We start from the raw sequence: 24063 nt of genomic DNA, 5'->3' as shown, positions 1-24063 counted from the left end.
TACAAAACGTAATCATTCCTGTATTCTATTGTAATGATTAATAATTGTAAGGAGACGGTGCGGATGACTCATCCAGTATTTGAAATAAAAAATCTTTCTTATACGTATAAAGATAAATTAGAGCAGACACCTGCACTCAAAGATATTAATTTGGAAATAGATAAAGGTGATTTTGTCGCGCTTGTCGGTCCTAACGGCTCCGGTAAAACCACTTTAATTAAATTAATATTGGGTGTACTGAAATCCCAGCAGGGCGAGATATATATAAATGGAAAGAAAAGCAGAAAATATGCTGCATGGAACGAAATTGGTTATGTTTCACAAAAATCAAACAGCTTTCAAAAAGGATTTCCTGCGACTGTCAGTGAAGTGATTCTCAGCGGGTTAACGAAAGGAAAAGGGTTGTTCAAACGCTTTAATAAAGATGACAAAAAGAAACTTTTGGATGTGCTGGATCTTCTTGATATCAGTGACCTGAAAGATAAAAATATTTCATTGTTATCCGGCGGTCAGACCCAGCGGGTGCTTATTGCGAGAGCGTTGATTAATAATCCGACAATCCTGGTGCTTGATGAACCAACAGTGGGTATTGATACAAAGCATGTTAAAGAGTTTTATGAAGTTCTGTTTAAATTGAAACAGGAGCACGTGACAATACTACTTGTTACACATGATATTGGTGTCGTGGTGGACCATGCTGATGAAGTGGCGTGTTTGAATGAGCATCTACATTTTCACGGTACCAATCAAGAATTTAAACATCTGGGTGAAGCAGAGCTTTCAAAAATATATGGATTTCCTCTGCAGCTTGTTTCCCATGATCATGACAGGGAGTGTTGCAGTTGATTGATGCATTATTGAATTATGAATTTATGCGCTACTCATTTATAAGCGGCTTAATAGCCGGACTTATCGCACCTTTAATCGGGACATTTATTGTTATCAGGAGACTGTCTTTAATTGCAGATGCTTTAAGTCATGTGACACTCGGTGGTATTGCATTCGGTGTATACTTATCGTCCATCACATCATTTGTTATTAACCCGCTTGTCTCCGGAATTGTATTTTCAGTACTCGGAGCACTTGGAATTGAGCGTTTGAGGACAGTTTATAAACATTATCAAGAATTGGCAATCCCGATTATAATGAGCCTTGGTATTGCTGTAGGAATTTTATTTTTATCACTGGCCAATGGATTTAACCAGGATTTATTCGGTTATTTATTCGGCAGTATCAGTGCGGTCAGCTCAGCTGATTTAACATTAATTTCGGTTATTGCAGTCATTGTAATTTTCTTTATATTTTTGCTTTACAAGGAAATGTTTTTGGTTTCCTTTGATGAAGAATACGCGAGTGTTATGAATATCAGTAAATGGATTCACTTTTTATTCATTATTGTTGTTGCACTGGTGATTTCAGCATCAATGAGAATTGTCGGTATTCTTCTTGTAAGTGCGTTAATGACACTGCCGGTGGCGAGTGCGATGAGAATTACATCAAGCTTTAAGCAGCTGATGATTGTCAGCGTAATCCTTGGTGAAATTGCAGTAATCAGCGGATTATTCCTGAGTTTTCACCTGGATATTTCCCCCGGAGGTACGATTGTTTTAGTATCTATTTTAATATTGCTCGGAACAATATTGCTTGATCGGTTAGGAGTGAGAAAAAATGGCAAAGAATCTCAAGAAGTATGAGGAAAAATTGAGAGAAAACAGCTTGAAGGTCACCGGTAAACGTATGAGAATGATTGAATTGTTTTTAGAAGAAAACCGCTATTTAAGTGCGAAAGATGTACAGGAGTCCTTAATCAGTGAATATCCCGGTTTAAGTTATGATACAATTTACCGCAATTTGTATACTTTAAAGGACATTGAAGTGTTGGAAGAAACTGTACTCGATGGAGAGAAACAGTATAAAATTTCATGTACAACACATCACCATCATCACTTTATATGTGAAAAATGCGGAGAAACAAAAGTAATTCATTACTGTCCGGTTGATGTCTGGAAAAATGAATTGGACGATGTTGAAATTAGAAATCATAAAGTTGAATTGTACGGCCTGTGTGCCGATTGCAGGTGATTGGGATGAATTATTTATCCCAATCTCTTAATCAGTGGATTTTGTCTTCATCTCCGGAGTTCTCCACTGTGCTGGATGTCTATGAAATAAAAGGCAGTACCACATCGAATTTATTCGGTATTAAAGTGGCATTAACGTCCGGCATACATATGGATTTTATTCTTCGTGAATATGAGAAGGATATTTTCACATCTGAAGAAATTTTTAATGAAGAACAGAGCCTTAATACTGCAGGTTTACTAAATATTAATACACCAAAAGTGATTAACGTAGATCCGTACGGCTCAGTGAATGGGTATTTGCTGCTTTTGATGACGAAGATTGACGGGCATGTCGACCTCGATATCACGAACAACCATTCTTTCCTTTCTTCACTTGCAGAAGCGCTTGTGAAATTACATGATAATCAAATTACTGATGACGAGAGTCGCTATGAACGATATCAACAGCCGGAGGCAATAATGATTCCGTCTTGGACAAATGTGCCTGAGGTCTGGGGAAAGTTAAAGAGAATTGCACATCTTCCTGCACCCGGAAGCGAAGAAGCTTTCATTCATCGTGATTTCCATCCGGCCAATGTTTTATGGGAAGATGATTGTGTTTCAGGTGTAGTTGACTGGGTTAATGCCTGTACCGGACCCAAAAGTGTGGATATCGGGCACTGCCGGTGGAATCTCGCCATGCTTGAAGGTGTAGAGGCAGCAGATGAATTTTTATGTGAATATATAAGTGCAGCACCAAAAAATTACATCCATCATATATACTGGGATATTGTTTCATTAATGGACGTTCTGGAAGATCCTCTGGTAGTTTATCCGGGATGGAAAACATTTAATAGAGATGATATTACTGAAGAAATAATGACTTCTAGAATGGATGATTATGCTGAGTATCTGCTTAAAGAATACGACAGCAATAAAAACGGCATCTCCTCTAATTAAAGGAGATGCCGTTTTTATGTTAAATAAATTTAATTTTTTTGATTTGCGAGTTCTTCTTTTTTAAGTCTTTCTTTTTCGTAATGTTTCTCTGCAAGAATATCAATTTCTTTTTTCAGTTCATCCACCATTGTTTCCTCAGGTACTTTACGTACAGTTTTACCGTGCATAAACAGTAATCCTTCTCCACGCGCGCCGGCAATACCAATGTCTGCTTCTCTTGCTTCCCCGGGACCGTTTACCGCACAGCCGAGAACCGCAACTTTAATCGGTGCTTTAATTGTAGAGATATATTCTTCCACTTCATTTGCAATCGAAATTAAATCAATTTCGATACGGCCGCATGTCGGACATGCAATCAGTGTTGGTGCGTTACTTGCAAGACCGTATGATTTAAGAAGCTCCTTCGCGACCTTAATTTCCTCTACAGGATCTGCAGATAATGAAATTCTCATTGTATTACCCATCCCCTGGGAGATGATTGCACCAAGACCGGCCGCACTTTTAACAGTTCCGGCAAATAATGTGCCGCTTTCAGTGATTCCCAGATGGAGCGGGTAGTCAAAAGCCTGTGCAGCTTTCGTATAAGCTTCAATTGCAAGATTAACGTCAGAAGCTTTCATAGAGACAATGATATCATGGAAATCGAGGTCTTCTAAAATCTTAATATGGTGCAGTGCACTTTCCACCATACCGTCTGCAGTAGGGTAACCGTATTTTTTAATGATATGTTTTTCAAGGCTCCCCGCATTTACACCGATTCGGATCGGAATTCCTTTATTTTTACACGCTTCAACAACTGCTTCGACTTTTTCACGGCGCCCGATATTACCGGGGTTGATTCTGATTTTATCCGCGCCGCCTTCAACAGCAAGAAGGGCAAGTTTATAATCAAAATGTATATCGACAACAAGCGGGATGTTAATCTGTTTCTTAATCTCGCTGATGGCCAGAGCATCTTCTTCTTTAGGACATGCAACTCGGACGATTTGGCAGCCAGCTTCTTCAAGTCTTTTAATCTCAGCAACTGTTGCTTCGACATCATGTGTTTTTGTAGTGGTCATACTTTGGATAATTATTTCATCCGCACCACCAATAGAAACATCACCGACCTGTACTTTTCTGGTTTTCGAACGATGTATGATATTAGACATAACCAAACTCCTTAATTTATAAATCTTTATAGACCAAATGTTATTATACTAAAGTTCGGGTTTAATTGTAACAAAACTGCTTATTTATTTCTTCTTTAAAGCAGGTAATTTCTTAAAATAATAAACATAGAACGGAAGCATTAAAACATATAAATACCATAAGGGCGTATTTATAAAAAGATTCAACAGAAAAAACGGAATGTAAAATAATGCTGTAATATATGAAGACACTTTAAACCAATTCATATAATCACTTTTCTTGTTCAGCAGTCTGCTGACTGAACTGATTAGGAGTGAACCTGTAAGAAGAACAGTAAATACCAGTGTGTAAATTAAAACGATATAAATTAAAGCATACATTACAATGTAAAAATACAGACTTGAAAGCTGGTTATCAATAAATGTCTGAAGCTCGCTGTCATTTGAGACACCGCCGAGCAGTGAATAACTGAATCCGCTGTTCTGTACATTCTGTACATATATGCCGTCCTTCAAAAAGCCGATTAATATATCATCATCAATATCTCCGGTCTCCTCAGTGGTCAAATCTTCTGTAAATAAAATTTTTTGACTTCCGATTTCCACTAACTGTGTATCACCGTGGTACATTTCATTTTGAATTGTGAATTCCGGCAGCTCGGTACTGCTGTCTGTCAAGTGGGAGGTCGCATTGACACTGGAAATCAATGAAAGAACATTGGGTACTGCGATTAATATGGATATAATTAATATATTCAGCAGTAAATAGCGGAAAGGGATAGTCCGGAATAACGGATACTTTTTAAATGTGATTAGGCGTTTTAAATACCCCAGATAGTTTGTCATGTATATCTACTTCCTGTAAAATTAGTCTTTTTAAATGAACTGACTCATACTTAGGTATTAAATTGCAAAAATATAAGACAATTCAATTGTTATTCTAACATCGAATTGTTATATTTGATATGTAAATAATTATTGGAGGGGAATTAACTATGGCTTTTGAACTACCAGAATTACCTTATGCTTATGATGCATTGGAACCACATTTTGACAAAGAAACTATGGAGATTCATCACTCTAAGCATCATAACACTTATGTAACAAAATTAAATGATGCAGTAAAAGGCACTGACTTAGAATCAAAAGATATCGAAGATATCGTTAAAAACTTAGATTCAGTACCTGCAGATATTAAAACTGCTGTACGCAATAACGGAGGCGGTCACTATAACCACTCATTATTCTGGCAGTTATTATCACCTGAGGCAACTGAATTAACTGGGGATCTTAAAAATGATATCGAAGCAAAATTCGGTTCAGTAGAAGATTTCAAAGAAAAATTCGAAGCTGCCGGTGCAGGACAATTCGGATCCGGCTGGGCATGGCTGGTTGTAAATAACGGAGAACTTGAAGTTGTTTCAACACCAAATCAGGATAATCCGGTAACTGAAGGTAAAACTCCAATTCTTGGGGCAGATGTATGGGAGCATGCATATTACCTGAAATACCAAAACAAACGTCCTGAATATTTAAAAGCATTCTGGAATGTTGTTAACTGGGATAAAGTAAATGAATTATATAATGCTGCTAAATAAGCAGTATACAGATTTATTTTAGACGGAGGATTTTCCTCCGTCTTTTTTTCGGCACATTTTAATATAATAAACAGCCCTGTATGTGTTAAAATGAATCAAAGGAAATTTCAATATTTTAAAGGATGAATTTTATTGAAGCGTGCTAAAATTAAAAGTCTTGATGCGATAAACAGGCAGGTACTGAAATCCCGTATTAATATTATTATGCTGATTATATTTCTGCTGTGTTTAATGCTCATATTCAGACTCGGTTATCTTCAAATTGTTCAGGGAGATGAATACCAGGAAGAGATTGAGAATGCCCAGTATGTAGAAATCAATCAAAGTGTTCCTCGCGGCGAGATTTACGACAGGAATGGTAATCTCCTCGTCGGAAATGAATCACAGCCGGCCATTTATTTCACAAGGCACAGGAATATGAATACATCGGAAATAATGGATGTTGCGACTGAACTGAGCGGGTACATATCAATGGATACTGATTCTCTGACACTCCGTGATCAGCAGGATTTTATTCTCAGAAACCATCGTGACTTTGTAGAAGATTTAATGAGTGATGAAATGACGTTGCTTGAAGACGGAAATATTTCAAATGATGATTTTAACAGTGAATTTTACAACCGTGCAGACGCCGAAGCAATTGAAGGTGTTTTGAATGATGAAGATTTAAATATTCTTGCTGTTTATGTAGAAATGGTGAATGCACGTGAACTCCACCCTGTGGTTATTAAGAATGAAGATGTTACAGAAGAGGAGTTCGCCCGTGTCAATTCTGCACTTGAGGAACTTGACGGAATTACTACAGGTATGGACTGGGAAAGACATTATCCTTACGGAGAAACATTAAAGACAATTTTCGGTGAGGTTTCTTCTCCTGATGAAGGTCTGCCGAGGGAACTTGTGGATTATTATTTATCACTTGGTTATACGAGAAATGACAGAGTGGGAAAAACATATCTTGAATTTCAGTATGAAGATGTCCTCCGCGGGAAAAAAGAACAGGTTAAATACAGTACTGATAAATCCGGACGGATTATTAATCAGGAAGTAGTAAGAGCCGGCAGTCCCGGAGATGATTTATATTTAACTATTGATATTGAACTTCAGCAGGAACTTGAGGAACTTGCAGAATATCATTTAACTTCTTTGAGAGGTCTTGCAGAAGAAGCTGAAAGACGCAACAGCCTGAATGGTGATTTTGAATACAATATCATTCCTGAATTTATGGACTCCGTTGTACTTGTCGTTCAGGACCCGAATAATGGTGAGATTCTTGCCATGGTCGGTAAACAAATTAATGAAGACGGAGATGTTGTTGACTATCATTATGCCGGTCTGACCTCAACATATGTTGCAGGCTCTTCAATTAAGGGTGCGACGATTGCGACAGGTTATCAGAATGATGTTATCAGTGTCGGACAGTATTTAGTGGACGAGCCGTTATCATTCAGCGGGTCTCCGCCTAAACGTTCCTTCTTCAACCAGGACAGTCAGATTACTATTGATGATCAGGAAGCATTAATGGTGTCATCAAACGTTTACATGTTCAAAATTGCTCTTGCACTGGACGGCATAGAATACGGCAGCGGTATGTCTCTGCCGAGTGACATTGAAGAAGCCGGACAGACTTTAAGGAACGGCTTGAATCAGTTCGGCCTTGGTGTATCCACCGGCATAGACCTTCCAAACGAAGCCACTGGTCTTGCACCGGAGTTGAAACATAATCCCGGGAATTATCTGGATCTCGCTATTGGACAGTATGACACATATTCCGGTCTGCAGTTGTCACAGTATATTTCAACAATTGCAAACGGAGGAAACAGAATACAACACCACCTTGCAAAAGAAGTGAGACATAGCGATGCCAATGCAGATGGTCCGGTAATTAAATCATTCTCGCCAAATGTTTTGAACACAATTGATTTATCTGATGCAGAAATGTCACAGATTCAAAATGGGTTTTATGACGTTTTTAATACGCATGATGAATCAACAAACCGTTACGGTACAGGATGGGATGCCTATAATGAACTTGAGCCTAAGGCTGCAGGGAAGACAGGAACTGCTGAATCATATAGAGACGGTGAACCTGTTCTGAATCAGACCTATCTGGGTTATGCACCTTATGATGATCCTGATATGGCATTTTCTGTGATATTCCCGAACATGCCGTACACAATACCATTCTTTCCTGCCCAGTATTTCGGAGCAGATGTCATACAGAAATATTATGAACTCGAATACGGTCAGGATGAAGAAGACCCATACGAATATGATATCAGCGAGTTTTATCCGCAGCTTGAATATGGAAGCTATGACTAAAGTGAAAAGGATTCAGATTTTTATCTGAATCCTTTTTTTAAAATAATATAAGGGGTTGTTATTATGACTTTTGATGAATATGTAGAAACTTTGGATCCTAAGTGGAAAGAAAGTTTTTTAAAGCTTTGGCATACGGTGGAAGAACGTATTCCTGATGATTTTGAAATCGATGTTCAGCATGGTATGCCGGGCTTTGTAGTGCCAAAAACGATATATCCTGACGGCTATCATGTTGATAATGAGCCGCTCCCTTTTATGGGTATTGCTTCTCAGAAAAGACACCTGGCTGTTTATCATATGGGGATTTACCGTGACCCTGATTTATATAACTGGTTTACAGGCGAGTATCCTAAACATATGACAACCAAGCTTAATATGGGAAAATCATGTATTCGATTTACAAATCCGAATAAAGTACCTTATGAATTGATTGGTGATCTTGCCGGGAAAATGTCTGCAGAAGAGTGGATTCAGCTGTATGAATCTAAAAGATAACCTCAGAATTAACAAAAACCTTAAATTCGAGCGTGAACTGCACTCGAATTTAAGGCTTTTTTATTTTAAAACACCAATAATAAATGTCCGCTGATGATTTTTAACAGCTTCTATAACACCTTCTGAAATTTCTTTATGCGTCAGCCACCGCCTGATACTTCTTTCTTTAATAAAACCCAGCTTCACCTGATGGTAAATACAATTTACCGGCGCAGTCACCTCATTTTTAAGCTCATCCATCTTGGTCGTACCAGATACGATATGATATAAATCCACATGCTGTTTCCTTTTCGTAATTTCACTCATCACTTCATGTAGCGCTCCTTTGGCATCTGAATGTATCCATGCAATGACAAGTTCAATCGGACCTTCATTATCAACAGCCTGCATGATCTTTTTATTCATTTCTTTTGTGTGATGATAATCAGCATAGATCGGTGTGATTTCTTTATATTTTAAAAACTGTTTCATCTTTCTATGGGTTCTGCCCGTCACTGACACATGCCAGCCTTCTTTTATCAGCCATTTAACCGTCCCGGAAAGCATTCCTGTTCCCCCGATAACCAAAGCATGTTTCATACTTCTCCTCCTGGTGTTTCATTTTATTATGCTGTACCCCTGACAGTTATTAAAGAAACAATTAATAACTGCTTTAACACCTTTACATAATCTTTACATTCCGTTCATTTCATATTTACAATGCCTCTGTATTATAAGTGGTGTAAAGAGATAAATTACTCAAATACTGGAGGAAATCAAGTGATGAAAAAATTGTTTCTGGGAACATTTTTAATGAGTTTTATGTTTATACTCGCAGCATGTGGCAGTGGTAATGCACAGGATCCCACTGAAGAAAATGCAGAGGCAGGCGGAAACAGCAGTGTCAGAGGGGAAGGCTCATCTACAGTATTCCCAATATTGAATCTACTTGTTGAAGATTTTTATGCTGAAGAAGGAACAGCAGTTGAACTTGGAGGAAATGGAACCGGATCTGGATTTTCAAATTTGACTGAAGGCTCTGCAGATTTTGCCAATGCTTCCAGAGCAATTGCAGATGAAGAGATTGCAGCTTTAGATGATGCAGGCATTGAATGGACAGAGTTCCTGGTTGCAACAGATGGTTTAACGATTGCAGTTAATCAGGCGAATGACTTTATTGACTACCTCACTTTTGAAGAACTTAAAAAAATCTACAGCGGAGAAGCTGAAAACTGGTCAGACGTCAGAGACGAATTCCCTGATGAGCCGATTACAGCATACGGTCCCGATCAATCACACGGTACTCATGATTTCTTCAATGAAGAAGTGATGGCTGAAGAAGGTGTGCAGGGCGAATTGATCCAGGATACAAACCAGGTTGTCTCATCCGTAGTAGGGGATGAAAATTCCATTGGATTCTTCGGCTTTAACTTTTATATTGAAAATGAAGATCAACTAAAAGCCGTACCGGTTTCATTATCAGAAGATGAAGATGCCGTTGAGCCGACATTTGAAAATGTGATGGATTTCAGTTATCCATTATCGAGACCGCTTTATGTATATGCGAGCAACCAGTCTTTAGAGGAAAAAGAGACATTCCGGTCATTTATGGAGTTTGTACTGAATCACTCACAGGCAGCTGCTGAGGAGAGCGGATATGTTCCACTTGAAGATGATGCACTACAAGAACAGCTTTCCAAGTTACCATAACCGTACACTTAAATTAAAATCAGAGCGGACGGGACTCCCGCCCGCTCTAAAATAAAGAGCGAGTGATAATATGAGCAGTTATAATATTCAAGATATGATTGAAAAAAATAATAAAATACAGAAGAAAAAATATGAGAAAATCATTCCGGTGATTTTATTCTGCATTACAACAGTTTCAGTACTGGCAACAATAGGTATTCTATACACTTTACTGTCACAGTCATTTGAGTTTTTCCAAAGAGTTTCCTTTTTTGAATTTATTTCTACAGCAAACTGGAACCCGTACTCTGCAGATGCTGAATGGGGTGTATTCGCCCTGATTATGGGAACTTTAAAAATTGTAGGAATTGCAGTGATTTTTGCAGTACCGATTGGTGTCGGTGCCGCAATTTATTTAAGTGAATATGCCTCGGACAGAACCCGTCGTGTGATTAAGCCGATTCTCGAGGTTCTCGCAGGTATTCCAACAGTCGTTTACGGTTTCTTTGCAATAAACTTCATCACACCTCTATTGCAGGGGATCTGGGGAGAGATTAATCTATATAATGCTGTTTCACCCGGAATTGTAGTTGGTATTATGATTATTCCAATGATAACAAGTTTAAGTGAGGACGCAATGAGCTCAGTACCTAACGCGACACGTGAAGCATCGCTCGGTATGGGGGCAACAAGACTGGAAACCGCATTTAAAGTTATTCTTCCTGCGGCATTATCCGGTATTATGGCATCAATCGTTCTCGGTGTTTCAAGAGCTGTCGGAGAAACGATGATTGTTTCTATAGCAGCAGGGAGTACACCGAATGCGAGTCTTGACTTAACCGAATCACTTCAGGCAATGACAGCATTTATCGTGCAGATTACATCCGGAGATGCTGCGTACGGTACTGACCTCTACTTTAGTTTATTTGCTGTCGGAATGACTTTATTTATCTTTACATTATTGATGAATGTCATTTCACAGTGGTTCACTAAGAAGTTCAAGGAGGATTATTAAAATGCAGTTAATTGATAAAACAGTAATAGAAAAAAAACGTCCGCCTCGTTTACTGAAGAATAATATTATGAAGAGTATTTTTCTACTGTGCACACTTCTCGGATTAATTGTGCTGGTGGTCTTAATTGTAGATACACTGATCGACGGATACGATAAAATCACTCTCGATTTTTTAACACAATTTAATTCAAGCAGAGCTGAAAATGCAGGGTTTTTCGGTGCAATTATCGGCTCACTCTGGCTGATGCTTGTCACTGCACCCGTTGCAATCATCTTATCAGTGGGTACTGCATTATATTTGGAAGAATATGCACCTAAAAACAGGATTACAGATTTTATTAAAATTAATATCTCAAACCTGGCAGGCGTACCCTCAGTTGTTTTCGGACTGCTCGGCCTTGCAATGTTTGTAAGGGCACTTGCACTTGGGAATTCAGTTCTCGCCGCCGGCCTGACACTTGCATTGATGATACTTCCTGTCATTGTAGTCTCCTCACAGGAAGCAATACGTGCTGTACCGAGCACTGTCAGAGAAGCTTCGATCGGAATGGGGGCAACAAAATGGCAGACAGTGTCAAGAATCATCCTGCCTGCAGCCATTCCAGGTATCATTACCGGTATTATTCTTTCAATATCACGTGCAATCGGTGAGACAGCACCTTTAGTTGTTATTGGTGTTCCCACAACACTTCTTGTCACACCATCGAGCGTATTTGATACATTTCAGGCAATGCCGATGCAGATATACAGCTGGGTTAAAATGCCTCAGGAGGAATTTCAGTATATCGCTGCTGCCGGAATTATCATACTGCTGATTGTACTGCTTTTAATGAATTCAGTTGCAATATTTATTAGAAATAAGTTTTCCAGAAGATACTAAAATAATCGGAGGTTTTATTTATGATAGCGACAAAAGAGAGAACCATTGAAACGAATAAAAAAATTATCCAGCACGAAACAAATGTAGACAAAATGATGAAGCAGAATAAAAACACAGTCTTTCAAGCTAAAAATTTCAATCTATGGTATGGAAGCAACCATGCACTTCAGGATATTAATTTATCGTTCAGTGAAAATGAAATTTCAGCAATCATCGGACCTTCAGGGTGCGGTAAGTCAACTTTTGTTAAATCGTTAAACAGAATGGTTGAACTTGTCCCTTCAGTTCATACTGAAGGAGAGATTATCTACCGTGACAAAAATATATTTGATAAATCCTTTACTGAAGAGTCACTCCGTACAAAAGTCGGAATGGTATTTCAAAAGCCTAATCCATTTCCAAAATCAATTTATGATAATGTCGCATACGGTCCAAGAGTACACGGCATAAAAAAGAAATCTATATTGGATGAAGTCGTTGAAAAAAGTCTGCGTGGCGCTGCGATATGGGATGAAGTCAAAGACAGATTAAAAGAAAATGCATACGGTTTATCCGGCGGTCAGCAGCAGAGAGTATGTATTGCACGCGCACTTGCTATTGAACCGGACGTCATTTTAATGGATGAACCGACAAGTGCGCTGGATCCAATTTCAACAATTAAAGTTGAAGATTTAATGCAGGAATTGAAAAAGAACTACAGCATTATTGTTGTTACACATAACATGCAGCAGGCTGCACGTGTTTCAGATAAAACAGCGTTTTTCTATCAAGGGTATGTTGTTGAGTACGATCAGACCAATGTCATCTTTGAAAAACCGAAGGATCAACGGACGGAAGATTATGTTTCCGGGAGATTTGGATAATGACTTCACGTGTTAAGTTCTCCAATGACTTAAACACCTTGATAGATGAAGTGATTGATATGGGCAGAAAAGTATATTCCCGTTTAGATGGTGTCACCAATTGTCTAAGTATTGATGATATGAACACTGCACGTAAAATCGTTTATGATGACAGCTTTATTAATGAACTCGAATACAGAATCAACACAAGAGCAATCACAATGATTACAGCAGAAAGTCCTGTTGCAACGGATCTTCGTGTCATCATTGCAAGTATAAAAACAGCAATGGAACTGGAAAGAATCAGTGATAATATCAGTAATATTGCAGAAGTAAGAAAACGAATTAAAATCGAGAATGATAATCTGCTTCTGAGATTATATACGATGGAACGACTTGCTGTCTTAATGATGAATGATATCTATACAGCCTTTAGAGAAAAGGATATGGAACTCTGCCTTGAAATACTCGACCGTGATGAAGATATCGACCGGTTGTTTGTGCAGATATCAACCTCTGATATTTTAGAGGAGAGTGATTTGTTTGTTTCCGGGCAGTGTCAGCTGTGCGCCAAATACCTTGAACGTATCGGAGATCATATTAAAAATATTGCGGAGCATGTTTATTTCATTAATACAGGAGAAAGATTTGAAGTACGATGATGTAACAGACTGGTAATCTATGACTTTTACTTTAATGATGTGACAGAGCACATCAGAAGTCATACATTACCGGTCTTTTTTTATAACACTTTCTCTTTACACCAATACACTTTATAATGACATTATACGTTTTATGTTTTGAAAGGAAGTATATGATGTCGAAACAATCCCTTCGTAAAGAAATGATGAAAAGATTAAACACTCTTGATCCATCATACAAAAACTCCGAATCACAGATTCTATATGAAAAATTTTTGGAATATATAAAGATTCATAATATCAATTCAGTCGGCGTTGTATTATCTATGCCTCATGAACTTAATACGGACCCTTTAATCAGTATGTTGCTTGAAGCAGGGGTGGAAGTATACAATCCAATATGTGATTATGATGAAAAAACGATGGAATTTCATCCATTTATAAGCTTTGATGATTTAAAAGCAGATTCAAAAAATATTCGTGTGCCTGAAATCTCCAATCGTGCAGTACAGCCTGAACTCATAATTGTTCCCGGCCTGATATTTTCACATGATGGTTACCGGATAGGGTACGGCGGTGGTTTTTATGACCGTTATTTAGCAGGTTTTAACGGAAATACAGTATCTCTGATTTTTAATGAACAGATTGGTGAGACGGCAAGAGAGCCGCATGACATTGCTGTTGATGTCATTATCACACCAACTCAGACAATTGCAGCAGAAGCAGGGTGGAAATATGATAAGTAAATGGCAGGCAGCATATGAAATTATTCGATTTACCAACTATTCTTTCTTTAATTATGACAATCAGACAGGTGTCATATGGCTTAAAGACAGCCATGCCCAGAAACTTTTAACAGTGACGGATAAAATACCATCTGAAGAAGAACTGGAATATATCTCTGAAAATATATTTAACAGCAGAGACCACCTTTCAAGTTTGGTTAAGTTTAAAATAACGAGCATAAGAAATATTTATCTGACTGATCAAAAATTAAGTACTAAACATAAACAGAACGGTTTGAAAGTGTCTCATAAAAATGTGCAGGATTTATCCGGTATTTTAGTGAATCCATTTTATAAGCTTGAAGTGAATCATAAGAAAAGTAAACCGGATAAGTACTACATCAGGCGTCTGATGAGCGGGCATCCATTGGAAGTCTTCATGATGAAGTTTACACCGATGACTGCTTTCTTAATTACTATGAACCTGATTATATTTCTGATGGCTTTATTTAAAGTACATATATCCAATGACCTGATGTTTGTAAACCGGCTTGCTGTCGGTCATTCTGAAATTATTGACGGAGAACTTTATCGTCTTTTGACCAGTGCTTTTTTGCATGTGGGAGTCGAACATTTCCTTTTGAACATGGCTGCCCTGTATATTTTAGGGAAGGTTGTTGAGACACTGTATGGTTCATACCGGCTTATCATTGCCTATGTATCGACCGGTATATTGTCAAGTCTGTTTTCATTAATGTTCCTGACAGAAGGTATATCGCTCGGAGCAAGCGGGGCAATATACGGTCTTCTCGGTATTGCAGTTGTGCACTTACTTGTATATAAGAAAGTAAATGTAAAACTTTTGATACAAATAGGTATGATTTTTATTCTAATATCTCTTCTCACAAGTGTATTCAGCAATGTGAATCACTTTGCCCATCTCGGCGGACTTGTATTCGGTATGATTCTCGGTGTTCTGTATAATCCGAAGGCTTTTAAAAAGCGTTGGTACATCAGTGCATTTGCAGCACTTATTGTTCTGTCGATTATGTCCTACATTGTGATGTATGAAGAGGATCCTGTACGTGCGTATGATCAGGAGGCACTTAACAGTATCGAAGATGAAGATTATGACCGTGCATTGTCTTATGTGAATTTAACTGTTCAGGAAGGTCAGGAAACAGCGCTGACATACTACGCATTAGGTATTCTTTATGAACAGGCAGGGGATATGGAGAAGTCAGAAGAGTACATGCAGATGAGCTTTGAGATGAACAGTACGAATGAGCATCTTGTAAAACCAAGACTCCTTGAACTGCGGAAAGAACGTAACTATGAAGAGATGGGGACTATCATTGAGTCACTGGATAAAAATGATATTGAAGATGAGGAGCTTCTCCTTTTAATTGAGGAGTATGAAGGATATGAACAATGATTTAACATACATTAACCGTTTATTGAGACGTTTTAATATATATGTGTATGATAGAGATAAACATAATATGTATACCATGATGAATATGGAAATTTCCGAATTGTATAAAAGCGGTCTGATTTCAAAAGAAGAGTTTCTTCACGCAAAACTAATACTTACGAAAAGGATGAATGACATAAAATGATACTATCTGTAGATATTGGCGGTACAACATGTAAGTTAGGTGTATTTAATAATGATAATACTTTAAAAGACAAATGGCAGATTGCTACAAATATCCTTGACGAAGGGAAACATATTCTACCTGATATTTATCAGTCATTTCTCAACTATTTTGATGAAATTGAAGAAGATATTTCTGTGTGTTCGGGAATCGGTATTGGTGTCCCGGGACCGGTGGATTTTAATACAGGAATTCTAAACGGTGCAATTAATTTAGGCTGGAGTGATAAAAAATCTGTTGCGGAAGAATTTGAAAAACTAAGCGGTATTTCTGCAATTGTTGATAATGATGCCAATATTGCGGCTTTAGGGGAACAAGCCCACGGGGCGGGAAATAATGCTGACGATGTTGTATTAGTCACTCTTGGTACTGGTGTCGGCGGTGGTGTCGTAAGTGAACGTAAGCTGATGCACGGTTCAAATGGTTCGGCAGGCGAAATTGGTCATATTAAAGTTGATCATAACGAACGTTTTCTCTGTAACTGCGGCCTCAGGGGATGTCTGGAAACTGTTGCTTCTGCAACAGGTATGAAAAATCTTGCTGTTTATCACTATACACATCATTTCGAAGAAACTATCATTTCTGATATCATTTCCGACGGTACAGTGAATGCAAAAGACATAGTCGAGGCAGCTAAAGAGAATGATGCACTGGCGATCAGAGTACTTGAGGATGTTTCACAGTATATCGGTCACGCCTTAAGCTCGATTTCTGCTGTGATTAACCCTAAAGTATTTATTATCGGCGGCGGTGTGAGCCAGGCGGGGGATTTCCTTTTGAATAGAATAGAGGCGGAATACCGTCCGAATACTTTCAGCCCCGCTGCAGAAGGCACTTTGATTAAAATTGCTGAACTGGGTAATGACGCAGGGATTTACGGCGCCATGGAACTTGTAAAACAATATATTGAAGAAAATTAATTTTAAGAAATCCCCCTTTATACAATAAAACTGTATAAAGGGGGATTTCTATTAAAAACATCTAATATGAAATTACTTCACATAATCTGAAACATTATATACTGCTTCTTCAGAGAAGTCATCAGCTGTGATGATTTTCTTTACCACTTCTGCAACAGTAAATGCCGAATTCAATTTCCCGGATGACTTGTATGATTTGAAGCGTTCAACATCCGGGAAAGATGTTTCATCAGACTGTCGGATTTCAGCCTGCATATCGGTATCCATTACACCCGGGCTGAAAACAGCACTTTGAATCGGATAATCAAGACGGCCTGTTTCAAGACGGACCACTGAATCCAGCATGTTTACAGCTGCTTTTGAACTGCAGTAAGCACCCCATCCTTCAACAGGGTTAATTGCTGCACCGCTTGAAACTGTTAAAATACGCTTTTTACCTGAATGATTTTCAAATGTATTGATAAACTGCTTTATCAGCATTGCAGGCGCAAGTACATTCACTTTATAATTTTTTAAATAATCTTCTGCTGTCAATTCTCTAACCTGTTTAACAGGTGCGACAGTACCGGCACTATTTATTAAATAAATCTCATCATCTGTAGAAGGTGATATTGATTGAAATACTTCATTTAATTTTTCTTCAAGCCCTGATTCTTCATTAAAATCAATATTAAATTCTTTGTATACATTATAGGATTTGTCGATTGAAGTTCTTGAAACACTGATGATACGGTCATCTCTAAATACATCTAAACACGCCTCACCTAAACCGCGTGAAGCCCCTGTAATAAAAATATATCTCATTGAAAATCGCTCCCGGAATCAAATTTATAACACCTTATAAGTATAATTTAAAGATGCAGCAAAGTAAATTTATAAAATATGCATATTTATGCTTGAAAAAACATAATTATAATGATAGGATATTAATCATTAGTTTAAATATATTTTTGAGGTGAAAGAAATGGCAGAAAAAGTAGTATTAGCATATTCAGGTGGATTAGATACAAGTGTAACGATTAAATGGTTTATAGATGAAGGCTATGATGTTGTTGCATTATGCTTAGATGTCGGCGAAGGTAAAGATTTGGATGTTGTTTACCAAAAAGCACTGGATATGGGTGCTGTTGAAAGTTATGTTGTCGATACAAAAGAAGAGTTTGCAAATGACTTTGTAAGCTATGCAATTTATGGAAATTCTATGTATGAAGGAAAATATCCACTGGTCTCTGCGCTCAGCCGACCATTAATCTCAAAAAAATTAGTAGAAGTTGCTCAAGAAACAAACGCAGATTATGTAGCACACGGCTGTACAGGTAAAGGTAATGACCAGGTAAGATTTGAAGTAGCAATTAAAGCACTGGATCCAACATTGAAAGTATTGGCTCCGGTACGAGAGTGGACATGGAGCAGAGAAGAAGAAATAGATTATGCTAAAAAGCACAACATTCCGATTCCAATCAATCTGGACTCACCATACTCCATTGATCAAAACTTATGGGGCAGAAGTAATGAATGTGGTATTTTAGAAAATCCATGGAATAAGCCGCCGGAAGATGCTTATGATTTAACAAAAAATCCGGAGGATGCAAAAGATGAATCAGAAGAGCTTCTGATTACATTTAAAGAAGGTCTCCCTACAGCCTTGAATGAAACTGAATATCCATTGGATGAATTAATTCTAAAATTAAATGAGATTGCAGGCGCACATGGAATCGGAAGAATCGACCATGTAGAAAACAGACTTGTGGGTATAAAATCAAGAGAAATCTATGAAACACCTGCAGCAAAAGTTATTTTAACAGCAAAACATGATTTAGAAACAATCACCCTGACAAAAGATATTGCGCATTATAAACCGGTTGTTGAGCAGAAATATTCAGAACAGGTGTATAACGGCTTATGGTTCTCGCCACTGTCGGATGCACTGAGAAATAATTTAAAAGATATGCAGAAAGATGTAACAGGGATTGTCAGAGTCGAGCTCTACAAAGGAAATGTTATCGTAACAGGAAGACATTCCGAAAAGAGTCTGTACAATGAAAAGCTTGCAACATATACAAGTGAAGATGCATTTAATCAGGAGTCGTCTGTCGGATTCATAGATATTTTCGGTCTTCCGACAAAAGTAAAATCCATGCTTGATAACGAGGTTGATGTTTATGACTAAAAAAGCCTGGGGCGGAAGATTTACAAATGACGCTGTCGAGTGGGTCGATGAATTTAATGCATCGATTCATTTTGATCAAATATTAATTGATGTTGATATTAGAGGCAGCATTGCACATGCTGAAATGCTCTATAAATGTAACATTCTCAGTGAAGATGAAAAAGAAACGATTATAAAAGGACTCAAAGAAGTTCAAGCAGATTATCATAATAATCTGCTTGAACTTAATGTTGTCAATGAAGATATTCATATGAATGTGGAGAGCGCGCTGATTCAAAAAATTGGACCGGTCGGTGGGAAACTCCATACTGCAAGAAGTAGAAATGATCAGGTCGCGACTGATATGCATCTTTATGTTAAAGAAAAAGTGTCTGAAGTCATTTTAAGCATCGAAAGTCTGCAGAATGTAATCTTAGATCTCGCGAAAAACAACATTGATATCATCATGCCTGGATATACACATCTCCAGCGTGCACAGCCGATCCTGTTTTCACATCATATTATGGCTTACTTCTGGATGCTTAAAAGAGATAAGGAGCGTTTTACAGACTCCTTGAAGCGCATTGATATTTCTCCTCTTGGAGCAGGTGCAATAAGCGGCACCACATTCGATATTGACCGTGTATATACACAAACAGAACTTGGATTCTCCGATATATATCAAAACAGTATGGATGCAGTCAGTGACAGAGATTACATTGTTGAAACTTTATCCAATATAAATCTTGTAATGATTCATTTGTCGAGAATCTCTGAAGAATTAATTTTCTGGACAACTGAAGAAGCCGGTTTTGTTACATTAAGTGATTCTTTTACAACAGGAAGTTCAATGATGCCGCAGAAGAAAAACCCTGATATGGCAGAGTTAATAAGAGGTAAGACAGGTCGTACAACAGGTGCATTACTTTCAATGCTGATGACATTGAAGGGGTTGCCGCTCACATACAATAAAGATATGCAGGAAGATAAGGAAGGCCTTTTTGATGCGCTGACAACAGTACAAGGATCATTGAGAGTGATGTCCGGGATGCTTGAAACTATGACTATCAATCAACAGGTCTTAAGTGACACTGTAAATAAAGATTTTTCAAATGCAACAGAACTCGCTGATTATCTTGTCAACAAAGGTGTCCCGTTTAGAGATTCCCACGAAATTGTCGGCACACTTGTATTAAAGTGTGTAAATGATGGTCATTATCTCCAGGATCTGACTATGGAAGAATTTAAAAGTGCATCAGATTTAATTGAGGATGATATTTATCATATTCTCAGTCCTGAAACTGTAGTAAACAGACGCATCAGTCACGGAAGTACAGGGACAGAGGCTGTACTGAAACAAATTAAACTTGCCGGACAAACGATGAATGAGTAAATTCAAAGCTCTGGATTCACCCCCTTGATGCCTGATTAAATCCAGGTTTTTGAGGGGGTTATTCTTCATAAAAAAGAAGACTGGATAAACCAGTCTTCAAAAATAATCATTTTAATGTACTAAATTTGGGTATCCAAAAGTGAAAATTGTTGCCACTGTAAAGAACCCGAATGTTAAAGATGCTGCACAACTGAAAAGAACTGCCAGCAGATTTTTTGCTTTTAATGATCTGACAAGCCCCCAGATTGAGAAGGCAGATACAATAATCATTAATAAGGCTAATGCGTTTAGACCAATATGTATGGACACGCCGCCAATTTGAAATAGTTCACCAGTATCTAAAAAAGGCATATTATTTCAACCCCCAATATTTCTCTTTAAACTCATATATATTGTATAATTAATATGGAACTTTGTCGAGTACATTTTAAGGAGTGATGGATAAAATGAATATAAGAAGTTTAACACTTGGTTTAGTAGATACAAACTGCTATTTTTTATCTAATGGAAAAGGGACAATCATTGTAGACCCTTCAGCCAACGCCGAAGCAATTATTGATGAGGCTGATGATATTGGAATGCCTGTCGAGGCAATACTTCTGACACATACGCATTATGACCACATCGGTGCTCTGGATCAGGTTCATCAAAAATTTGGTGCACCCGTATACGTTAGTGGAGAGGAGCAGCACTGGTTGAAAGATCCTGATCTTAACGGCTCTGGAAAATATGCAGGCATGGGGATGACGCCGATTCAATCTTCTGTAGAAAGTACAGTTCTCTCTGAAGGACATCATACAATCGGAAGCTTTTCATTTGAGGTGATTCATACACCCGGACATTCTCCAGGAAGTTTAAGTTATTTATTTAATGAAGATGACGCTCTTGTGTCGGGAGATGTTCTGTTCAGCGGCGGTATCGGCCGTACTGATTTACATCAGGGTGATTACGATACATTAATCCACTCAATCAAGGATAAACTGTATGTTCTCGATGATAATCTGACAGTTTATCCCGGTCATGGTATTCCAACCACGATTGGCGAAGAAAAATTAACCAATCCATTTGTAAGATAGTCAAAATAAAAAAGTCAAACCGTCAGACGGTTTGACTTTTTTAATGCTGGTTGCCAAATGTTGGTTCCAGCAAAAATGTAGTGTAGTAAGTAAATCCTACAAAGAAAAGGACTAAATAAGCCGCAAATACATACATATACATTCTTTCAGTCAGTTTCATATAACCAATTAATATAAAGAATCCTGTTTGCGCTAGGAAGAATAATGTCATCTCCATCATATCGCCGACATAGAACAAGATTGCAAATATCCCTGTCCAGAATCCTAAAGTTTTAAAAACCTTATCCATAGGAACAGTCCTTTCTTTCTTTATCTCTCTAAACATTTCATCACAGTTAATTATAAATAAAGACCCCGTCAAAGTAAATAGTATTTATATTAAATTTCATTCTATATTTATCCAAAAAACAGTCCATACATACAATTTTAATACCAGAAATTGAATATCAAGGTTTTTATGTGATGAAAAAAGTAAAATACAGATTTTCCGGCATATATAAGTAAGGAGGTAAAAATTGTGAAAACATCCATACTGAAAATGTTAAAGGAAGCCTGCCAGTCTCATATTACAGATATTCATCTGACACTGGAAAGTTCCTGCGGTTTAATCAAATTCAGAAAGAGAGGAGTTATGGAGGAATACGGTACTATTGAGATTGATGAATATAAGCGCTGGATTAATTATTTAAAATTTACTGCTGAACTGGATATTAATGAACATAAAATACCTCAAAGCGGGAAAACCCATTTTGAAATCGAAGATGAAATCATCAGTGTAAGAATCAGCACTCTGCCGATTTCATTGATGAACGAAATCATCGTTATCAGGATACTGGATGCTTTGGAAACGACAAAATCAACAGAGCTGTTTCACACTCCTGAAAAGTATACATTTTTTACAGATTATCTTTCTCAAAATCAGGGGCTGATTCTGTTTACAGGGCCGACCGGATCGGGAAAATCGACTGTAATGTACCGTCTGATTCACGAATTAATCAGACAGGGTGACCGCCAGATTATCAGTATTGAAGATCCGGTGGAATTTGATATTGACGGCATAGTACAGGTTGAAATCAACGAGAAGGCACAGCTTGATTACACCCCGCTCTTAAGAGGGGTGCTCCGGTGTGACCCGGATATTATTATGTTCGGGGAAATTCGGGACAAAAAAGTGGCTGATGAACTTATTAAAGCAAGTCTTTCCGGTCATTTAGTATTAAGTACTTTTCACAGTAAATCAGCAAAAACGACACTGAATAGATTAAAAGAGTATAACATATTGAAAGAAGAGCTCATCGAGAGCCTTTCATTGATTATTAATCAGCGTCTCATTCACTCACTTAACAAGAGTTTTATTATTTATGAATACATGACAAAAAAAGAAATCATACAGTATTTAAATAATGAGTCTGTCAGTATATCCACTTTAAGTGATGAACTTTCAAAGCTTCACAGAGAGGGGATGCTGACTGATGAAGAATATAAAAACTACGAGAAAAAATTCAAATAAACTTGGGAAATATGATGCACATTTTTTAGAGAAACTTTCTTTATTAATCAGCAGCGGGTTTAACATGAAGCACGCCTTAACCTTTTTAATTGAACAGTATGAAGTGATTAAGCCTTCAGTAAAAACGGCAGCCCTGAAAAAGGTGGAGGAAGGCATATCAATCAGCGGATTATTGAGATTCTTAGGATACAGAAATTCTATTATCGTTCAAATGGAGTTCTCTGAAATTCACGGGGAAGTAGAAAAGAATCTTCTTGAGTCGTCAAAGTATATCTCCGAAAAGAGAAAAACATTTAAGAAATTATTAAAAGCAGTACAATACCCGGCAATTCTTGTCAGTATTTTTATCGTCATGCTGATTGTATTAAATTATACGGTGATTCCTCAATTCAAAACCTTATACAGCGCAATGGGGACAGAGATTGAGGGCGTTGTAAAATCATTGACAATCATTCTTGAATACCTGCCTGTAATGGTGTTCGGAGGCTTGATAACTGTTTTATTTTTCACCTTGGTGGTAACAACAGTAATTAAATGGCGGGATATTCAAAAACAATGCTCCATCATTTTAAAAGTACCCCTTGTGCGCTTTTATTTTATGAATTACCATACAATGCATTTCAGCAGAGAATTCGGATATTTTATCAACAACGGCCTCGAAGTGAAGGATATTCTGAGGCTCTTTCATCAGCAGAGCTTAAATCCTTATTTAAAATATGCCGCTGCCCAGATAGAGAAGGAATTAATGCAGGGAAGTTCGCTGAGTCAGGCGGTGAAGCATGTTGAATTTCTTGATGAAAGAATCTGTACCTTTATCAGTCACGGTGAGTACAGCAGCAGTGTCGGCAAGGAGCTGCTGCTGTACAGCGATTACACCTTGGAAAAGATGATTATGAAAACTGAAAATATAACTAAAAAAATCCAGCCGGTAATATTTTTTATACTCGGACTGCTTATTATTTGCCTGTACCTCGTAATTATACTGCCGGTTTTTGCGATGATGTCCCAAATTTAAATA

General features: G+C 37.7%; 27 protein-coding genes. 21 read left to right on the top strand and 6 right to left on the bottom strand.

Translation table 11 applies throughout. From position 1 onward, the window contains the following. Positions 1-63 precede the first annotated feature (63 nt). The 4 genes from ACFSX4_RS03160 (at position 64) to ACFSX4_RS03145 (ending at position 3023) form a co-directional block, all read left to right on the top strand. Complete coding sequence (locus tag ACFSX4_RS03160) at positions 64-846, top strand: metal ABC transporter ATP-binding protein (RefSeq protein WP_377771459.1); 783 nt, start codon at positions 64-66, stop codon at positions 844-846. Next, entirely contained in the window at positions 834-1694 is an 861-nt protein-coding gene (locus ACFSX4_RS03155; protein ID WP_449257577.1) for a metal ABC transporter permease, read from the top strand. The genes ACFSX4_RS03160 and ACFSX4_RS03155 overlap by 13 nt, the downstream gene beginning before the upstream one ends. After that, the gene (locus ACFSX4_RS03150) at positions 1669-2082 is read left to right on the top strand and encodes a Fur family transcriptional regulator (protein ID WP_377771457.1); all 414 of its coding nucleotides are present in this window, start codon (positions 1669-1671) and stop codon (positions 2080-2082) included. The genes ACFSX4_RS03155 and ACFSX4_RS03150 overlap by 26 nt, the downstream gene beginning before the upstream one ends. A gap of 68 nt (positions 2083-2150) precedes the next feature. Beyond that, the gene (locus tag ACFSX4_RS03145; protein ID WP_377771455.1) at positions 2151-3023 is read left to right on the top strand and encodes an aminoglycoside phosphotransferase family protein; all 873 of its coding nucleotides are present in this window, start codon (positions 2151-2153) and stop codon (positions 3021-3023) included. A 29-nt stretch (positions 3024-3052) separates the two neighbouring features. Here ACFSX4_RS03145 and ispG read toward each other — a convergent pair whose 3' ends face one another. Next, positions 3053-4174, bottom strand: a complete 1122-nt coding sequence (gene ispG / locus ACFSX4_RS03140; protein ID WP_377771453.1) for a flavodoxin-dependent (E)-4-hydroxy-3-methylbut-2-enyl-diphosphate synthase — start codon at positions 4172-4174, stop codon at positions 3053-3055. 84 nt (positions 4175-4258) lie between these two features. Beyond that, on the bottom strand, positions 4259-4999 hold the full coding sequence (locus tag ACFSX4_RS03135; RefSeq protein ID WP_377771451.1) for a DUF1189 family protein: 741 nt from the start codon (positions 4997-4999) through the stop codon (positions 4259-4261). 149 nt (positions 5000-5148) lie between these two features. On the opposite strand from ACFSX4_RS03135, the gene ACFSX4_RS03130 reads away from it, so the two are divergent. From ACFSX4_RS03130 to ACFSX4_RS03120, 3 genes are all read left to right on the top strand, one after another. After that, positions 5149-5751, top strand: a complete 603-nt coding sequence (locus tag ACFSX4_RS03130) for a superoxide dismutase (RefSeq protein WP_377771449.1) — start codon at positions 5149-5151, stop codon at positions 5749-5751. Positions 5752-5883: 132 nt separating this feature from the next. Continuing rightward, positions 5884-8073 carry a peptidoglycan D,D-transpeptidase FtsI family protein gene (locus ACFSX4_RS03125; RefSeq protein ID WP_377771447.1) on the top strand — a complete coding sequence of 730 codons (2190 nt, stop codon included), beginning with the start codon at positions 5884-5886 and terminating at the stop codon, positions 8071-8073. A 63-nt stretch (positions 8074-8136) separates the two neighbouring features. Continuing rightward, positions 8137-8568, top strand: a complete 432-nt coding sequence (locus ACFSX4_RS03120) for a DUF1801 domain-containing protein (protein WP_377771445.1) — start codon at positions 8137-8139, stop codon at positions 8566-8568. A gap of 60 nt (positions 8569-8628) precedes the next feature. Here the strand turns inward: ACFSX4_RS03120 and ACFSX4_RS03115 are convergent, their stop codons facing one another. Continuing rightward, the gene (locus tag ACFSX4_RS03115) at positions 8629-9147 is read right to left on the bottom strand and encodes a short-chain dehydrogenase (protein WP_377771443.1); all 519 of its coding nucleotides are present in this window, start codon (positions 9145-9147) and stop codon (positions 8629-8631) included. Positions 9148-9330: 183 nt separating this feature from the next. Between ACFSX4_RS03115 and ACFSX4_RS03110 the strand changes: the two genes are divergently transcribed. The 9 genes from ACFSX4_RS03110 (at position 9331) to ACFSX4_RS03070 (ending at position 16917) form a co-directional block, all read left to right on the top strand. Then, a complete protein-coding gene (locus ACFSX4_RS03110) occupies positions 9331-10257 on the top strand; it encodes a phosphate ABC transporter substrate-binding protein PstS family protein (RefSeq protein WP_377771441.1) in 927 nt (308 codons plus the stop codon). 70 nt (positions 10258-10327) lie between these two features. Next, on the top strand, positions 10328-11251 hold the full coding sequence (gene pstC, locus ACFSX4_RS03105) for a phosphate ABC transporter permease subunit PstC (RefSeq protein ID WP_377771439.1): 924 nt from the start codon (positions 10328-10330) through the stop codon (positions 11249-11251). 1 nt (position 11252) lies between these two features. Further along, complete coding sequence (pstA, locus tag ACFSX4_RS03100; RefSeq protein ID WP_377771437.1) at positions 11253-12131, top strand: phosphate ABC transporter permease PstA; 879 nt, start codon at positions 11253-11255, stop codon at positions 12129-12131. 95 nt (positions 12132-12226) lie between these two features. Continuing rightward, positions 12227-12994 carry a phosphate ABC transporter ATP-binding protein PstB gene (gene pstB / locus ACFSX4_RS03095; protein ID WP_377773429.1) on the top strand — a complete coding sequence of 256 codons (768 nt, stop codon included), beginning with the start codon at positions 12227-12229 and terminating at the stop codon, positions 12992-12994. After that, positions 12994-13635, top strand: coding sequence for a phosphate signaling complex protein PhoU (gene phoU, locus ACFSX4_RS03090; RefSeq protein WP_377771435.1), 642 nt, complete (start codon positions 12994-12996; stop codon positions 13633-13635). Before pstB ends, phoU begins: the two co-directional genes overlap by 1 nt. Before the next feature lie 155 nt (positions 13636-13790). Beyond that, positions 13791-14360: a 5-formyltetrahydrofolate cyclo-ligase gene (locus ACFSX4_RS03085; RefSeq protein ID WP_377771432.1), complete on the top strand. Its 570-nt coding sequence runs from the start codon at positions 13791-13793 to the stop codon at positions 14358-14360. Next, positions 14350-15774 (top strand): rhomboid family intramembrane serine protease, encoded by a 1425-nt coding sequence (locus ACFSX4_RS03080; RefSeq protein ID WP_377771430.1) that lies wholly within the window; start codon positions 14350-14352, stop codon positions 15772-15774. The genes ACFSX4_RS03085 and ACFSX4_RS03080 overlap by 11 nt, the downstream gene beginning before the upstream one ends. Then, the gene (locus ACFSX4_RS03075) at positions 15755-15958 is read left to right on the top strand and encodes a YqgQ family protein (protein WP_377771428.1); all 204 of its coding nucleotides are present in this window, start codon (positions 15755-15757) and stop codon (positions 15956-15958) included. The genes ACFSX4_RS03080 and ACFSX4_RS03075 overlap by 20 nt, the downstream gene beginning before the upstream one ends. Further along, positions 15955-16917 carry an ROK family glucokinase gene (locus tag ACFSX4_RS03070; RefSeq protein WP_377771426.1) on the top strand — a complete coding sequence of 321 codons (963 nt, stop codon included), beginning with the start codon at positions 15955-15957 and terminating at the stop codon, positions 16915-16917. The genes ACFSX4_RS03075 and ACFSX4_RS03070 overlap by 4 nt, the downstream gene beginning before the upstream one ends. Before the next feature lie 72 nt (positions 16918-16989). Here the strand turns inward: ACFSX4_RS03070 and ACFSX4_RS03065 are convergent, their stop codons facing one another. Further along, on the bottom strand, positions 16990-17721 hold the full coding sequence (locus tag ACFSX4_RS03065) for an SDR family NAD(P)-dependent oxidoreductase (RefSeq protein WP_377771424.1): 732 nt from the start codon (positions 17719-17721) through the stop codon (positions 16990-16992). A 160-nt stretch (positions 17722-17881) separates the two neighbouring features. Here ACFSX4_RS03065 and ACFSX4_RS03060 point away from each other — a divergent pair, with 160 nt between their 5' ends. Further along, positions 17882-19087 (top strand): argininosuccinate synthase, encoded by a 1206-nt coding sequence (locus ACFSX4_RS03060; RefSeq protein WP_377771422.1) that lies wholly within the window; start codon positions 17882-17884, stop codon positions 19085-19087. Further along, complete coding sequence (gene argH / locus ACFSX4_RS03055) at positions 19080-20459, top strand: argininosuccinate lyase (protein ID WP_377771420.1); 1380 nt, start codon at positions 19080-19082, stop codon at positions 20457-20459. The genes ACFSX4_RS03060 and argH overlap by 8 nt, the downstream gene beginning before the upstream one ends. Positions 20460-20570: 111 nt before the next feature. On the opposite strand, the gene ACFSX4_RS03050 is transcribed toward argH, so the two are convergent. Then, entirely contained in the window at positions 20571-20810 is a 240-nt protein-coding gene (locus ACFSX4_RS03050; RefSeq protein ID WP_377771418.1) for a DUF2759 domain-containing protein, read from the bottom strand. A 95-nt stretch (positions 20811-20905) separates the two neighbouring features. On the opposite strand from ACFSX4_RS03050, the gene ACFSX4_RS03045 reads away from it, so the two are divergent. Then, the gene (locus ACFSX4_RS03045; protein ID WP_377771416.1) at positions 20906-21535 is read left to right on the top strand and encodes an MBL fold metallo-hydrolase; all 630 of its coding nucleotides are present in this window, start codon (positions 20906-20908) and stop codon (positions 21533-21535) included. Between the two features lie 40 nt (positions 21536-21575). Here ACFSX4_RS03045 and ACFSX4_RS03040 read toward each other — a convergent pair whose 3' ends face one another. Beyond that, positions 21576-21824, bottom strand: coding sequence for a DUF2626 domain-containing protein (locus ACFSX4_RS03040; RefSeq protein ID WP_377771414.1), 249 nt, complete (start codon positions 21822-21824; stop codon positions 21576-21578). A gap of 228 nt (positions 21825-22052) precedes the next feature. Between ACFSX4_RS03040 and comGA the strand changes: the two genes are divergently transcribed. Both comGA and comGB read left to right on the top strand, forming a co-directional pair. Next, positions 22053-23045: a competence type IV pilus ATPase ComGA gene (gene comGA, locus ACFSX4_RS03035; RefSeq protein ID WP_377771412.1), complete on the top strand. Its 993-nt coding sequence runs from the start codon at positions 22053-22055 to the stop codon at positions 23043-23045. After that, the gene (gene comGB, locus ACFSX4_RS03030) at positions 23008-24060 is read left to right on the top strand and encodes a competence type IV pilus assembly protein ComGB (RefSeq protein ID WP_377771411.1); all 1053 of its coding nucleotides are present in this window, start codon (positions 23008-23010) and stop codon (positions 24058-24060) included. Before comGA ends, comGB begins: the two co-directional genes overlap by 38 nt. The last annotated feature ends 3 nt before the right edge of the window (positions 24061-24063 follow it).

Origin of the sequence: Corticicoccus populi (assembly GCF_042686195.1) — a bacterium.
Taxonomy (GTDB): domain Bacteria; phylum Bacillota; class Bacilli; order Staphylococcales; family Salinicoccaceae; genus Corticicoccus; species Corticicoccus populi.
This window is presented reverse-complemented; position numbering and strand designations above follow the sequence as displayed.

Bases quoted from the DNA above. Each gene is read 5' to 3' on its own strand.
- ACFSX4_RS03085 (WP_377771432.1), top strand. From the start codon at position 13,791: ATGTCGAAACAATCCCTTCGTAAAGAAATGATGAAAAGATTAAACACT.
- ACFSX4_RS03045 (WP_377771416.1), top strand. From the start codon at position 20,906: ATGAATATAAGAAGTTTAACACTTGGTTTAGTAGATACAAACTGCTAT.
- ACFSX4_RS03080 (WP_377771430.1), top strand. From the start codon at position 14,350: ATGATAAGTAAATGGCAGGCAGCATATGAAATTATTCGATTTACCAAC.
- ACFSX4_RS03135 (WP_377771451.1), bottom strand. From the start codon at position 4,999: ATGACAAACTATCTGGGGTATTTAAAACGCCTAATCACATTTAAAAAG.
- ACFSX4_RS03120 (WP_377771445.1), top strand. From the start codon at position 8,137: ATGACTTTTGATGAATATGTAGAAACTTTGGATCCTAAGTGGAAAGAA.
- ACFSX4_RS03070 (WP_377771426.1), top strand. From the start codon at position 15,955: ATGATACTATCTGTAGATATTGGCGGTACAACATGTAAGTTAGGTGTA.
- comGB (WP_377771411.1), top strand. From the start codon at position 23,008: ATGAAGAATATAAAAACTACGAGAAAAAATTCAAATAAACTTGGGAAA.
- pstA (WP_377771437.1), top strand. From the start codon at position 11,253: ATGCAGTTAATTGATAAAACAGTAATAGAAAAAAAACGTCCGCCTCGT.
- phoU (WP_377771435.1), top strand. From the start codon at position 12,994: ATGACTTCACGTGTTAAGTTCTCCAATGACTTAAACACCTTGATAGAT.
- ACFSX4_RS03065 (WP_377771424.1), bottom strand. From the start codon at position 17,721: ATGAGATATATTTTTATTACAGGGGCTTCACGCGGTTTAGGTGAGGCG.
- ACFSX4_RS03040 (WP_377771414.1), bottom strand. From the start codon at position 21,824: ATGGATAAGGTTTTTAAAACTTTAGGATTCTGGACAGGGATATTTGCA.
- ACFSX4_RS03050 (WP_377771418.1), bottom strand. From the start codon at position 20,810: ATGCCTTTTTTAGATACTGGTGAACTATTTCAAATTGGCGGCGTGTCC.
- ACFSX4_RS03130 (WP_377771449.1), top strand. From the start codon at position 5,149: ATGGCTTTTGAACTACCAGAATTACCTTATGCTTATGATGCATTGGAA.
- ACFSX4_RS03150 (WP_377771457.1), top strand. From the start codon at position 1,669: ATGGCAAAGAATCTCAAGAAGTATGAGGAAAAATTGAGAGAAAACAGC.
- ACFSX4_RS03060 (WP_377771422.1), top strand. From the start codon at position 17,882: ATGGCAGAAAAAGTAGTATTAGCATATTCAGGTGGATTAGATACAAGT.
- pstB (WP_377773429.1), top strand. From the start codon at position 12,227: ATGAAGCAGAATAAAAACACAGTCTTTCAAGCTAAAAATTTCAATCTA.
- ACFSX4_RS03115 (WP_377771443.1), bottom strand. From the start codon at position 9,147: ATGAAACATGCTTTGGTTATCGGGGGAACAGGAATGCTTTCCGGGACG.
- ACFSX4_RS03160 (WP_377771459.1), top strand. From the start codon at position 64: ATGACTCATCCAGTATTTGAAATAAAAAATCTTTCTTATACGTATAAA.
- ispG (WP_377771453.1), bottom strand. From the start codon at position 4,174: ATGTCTAATATCATACATCGTTCGAAAACCAGAAAAGTACAGGTCGGT.
- pstC (WP_377771439.1), top strand. From the start codon at position 10,328: ATGAGCAGTTATAATATTCAAGATATGATTGAAAAAAATAATAAAATA.
- ACFSX4_RS03110 (WP_377771441.1), top strand. From the start codon at position 9,331: ATGAAAAAATTGTTTCTGGGAACATTTTTAATGAGTTTTATGTTTATA.
- argH (WP_377771420.1), top strand. From the start codon at position 19,080: ATGACTAAAAAAGCCTGGGGCGGAAGATTTACAAATGACGCTGTCGAG.
- ACFSX4_RS03075 (WP_377771428.1), top strand. From the start codon at position 15,755: ATGAAGGATATGAACAATGATTTAACATACATTAACCGTTTATTGAGA.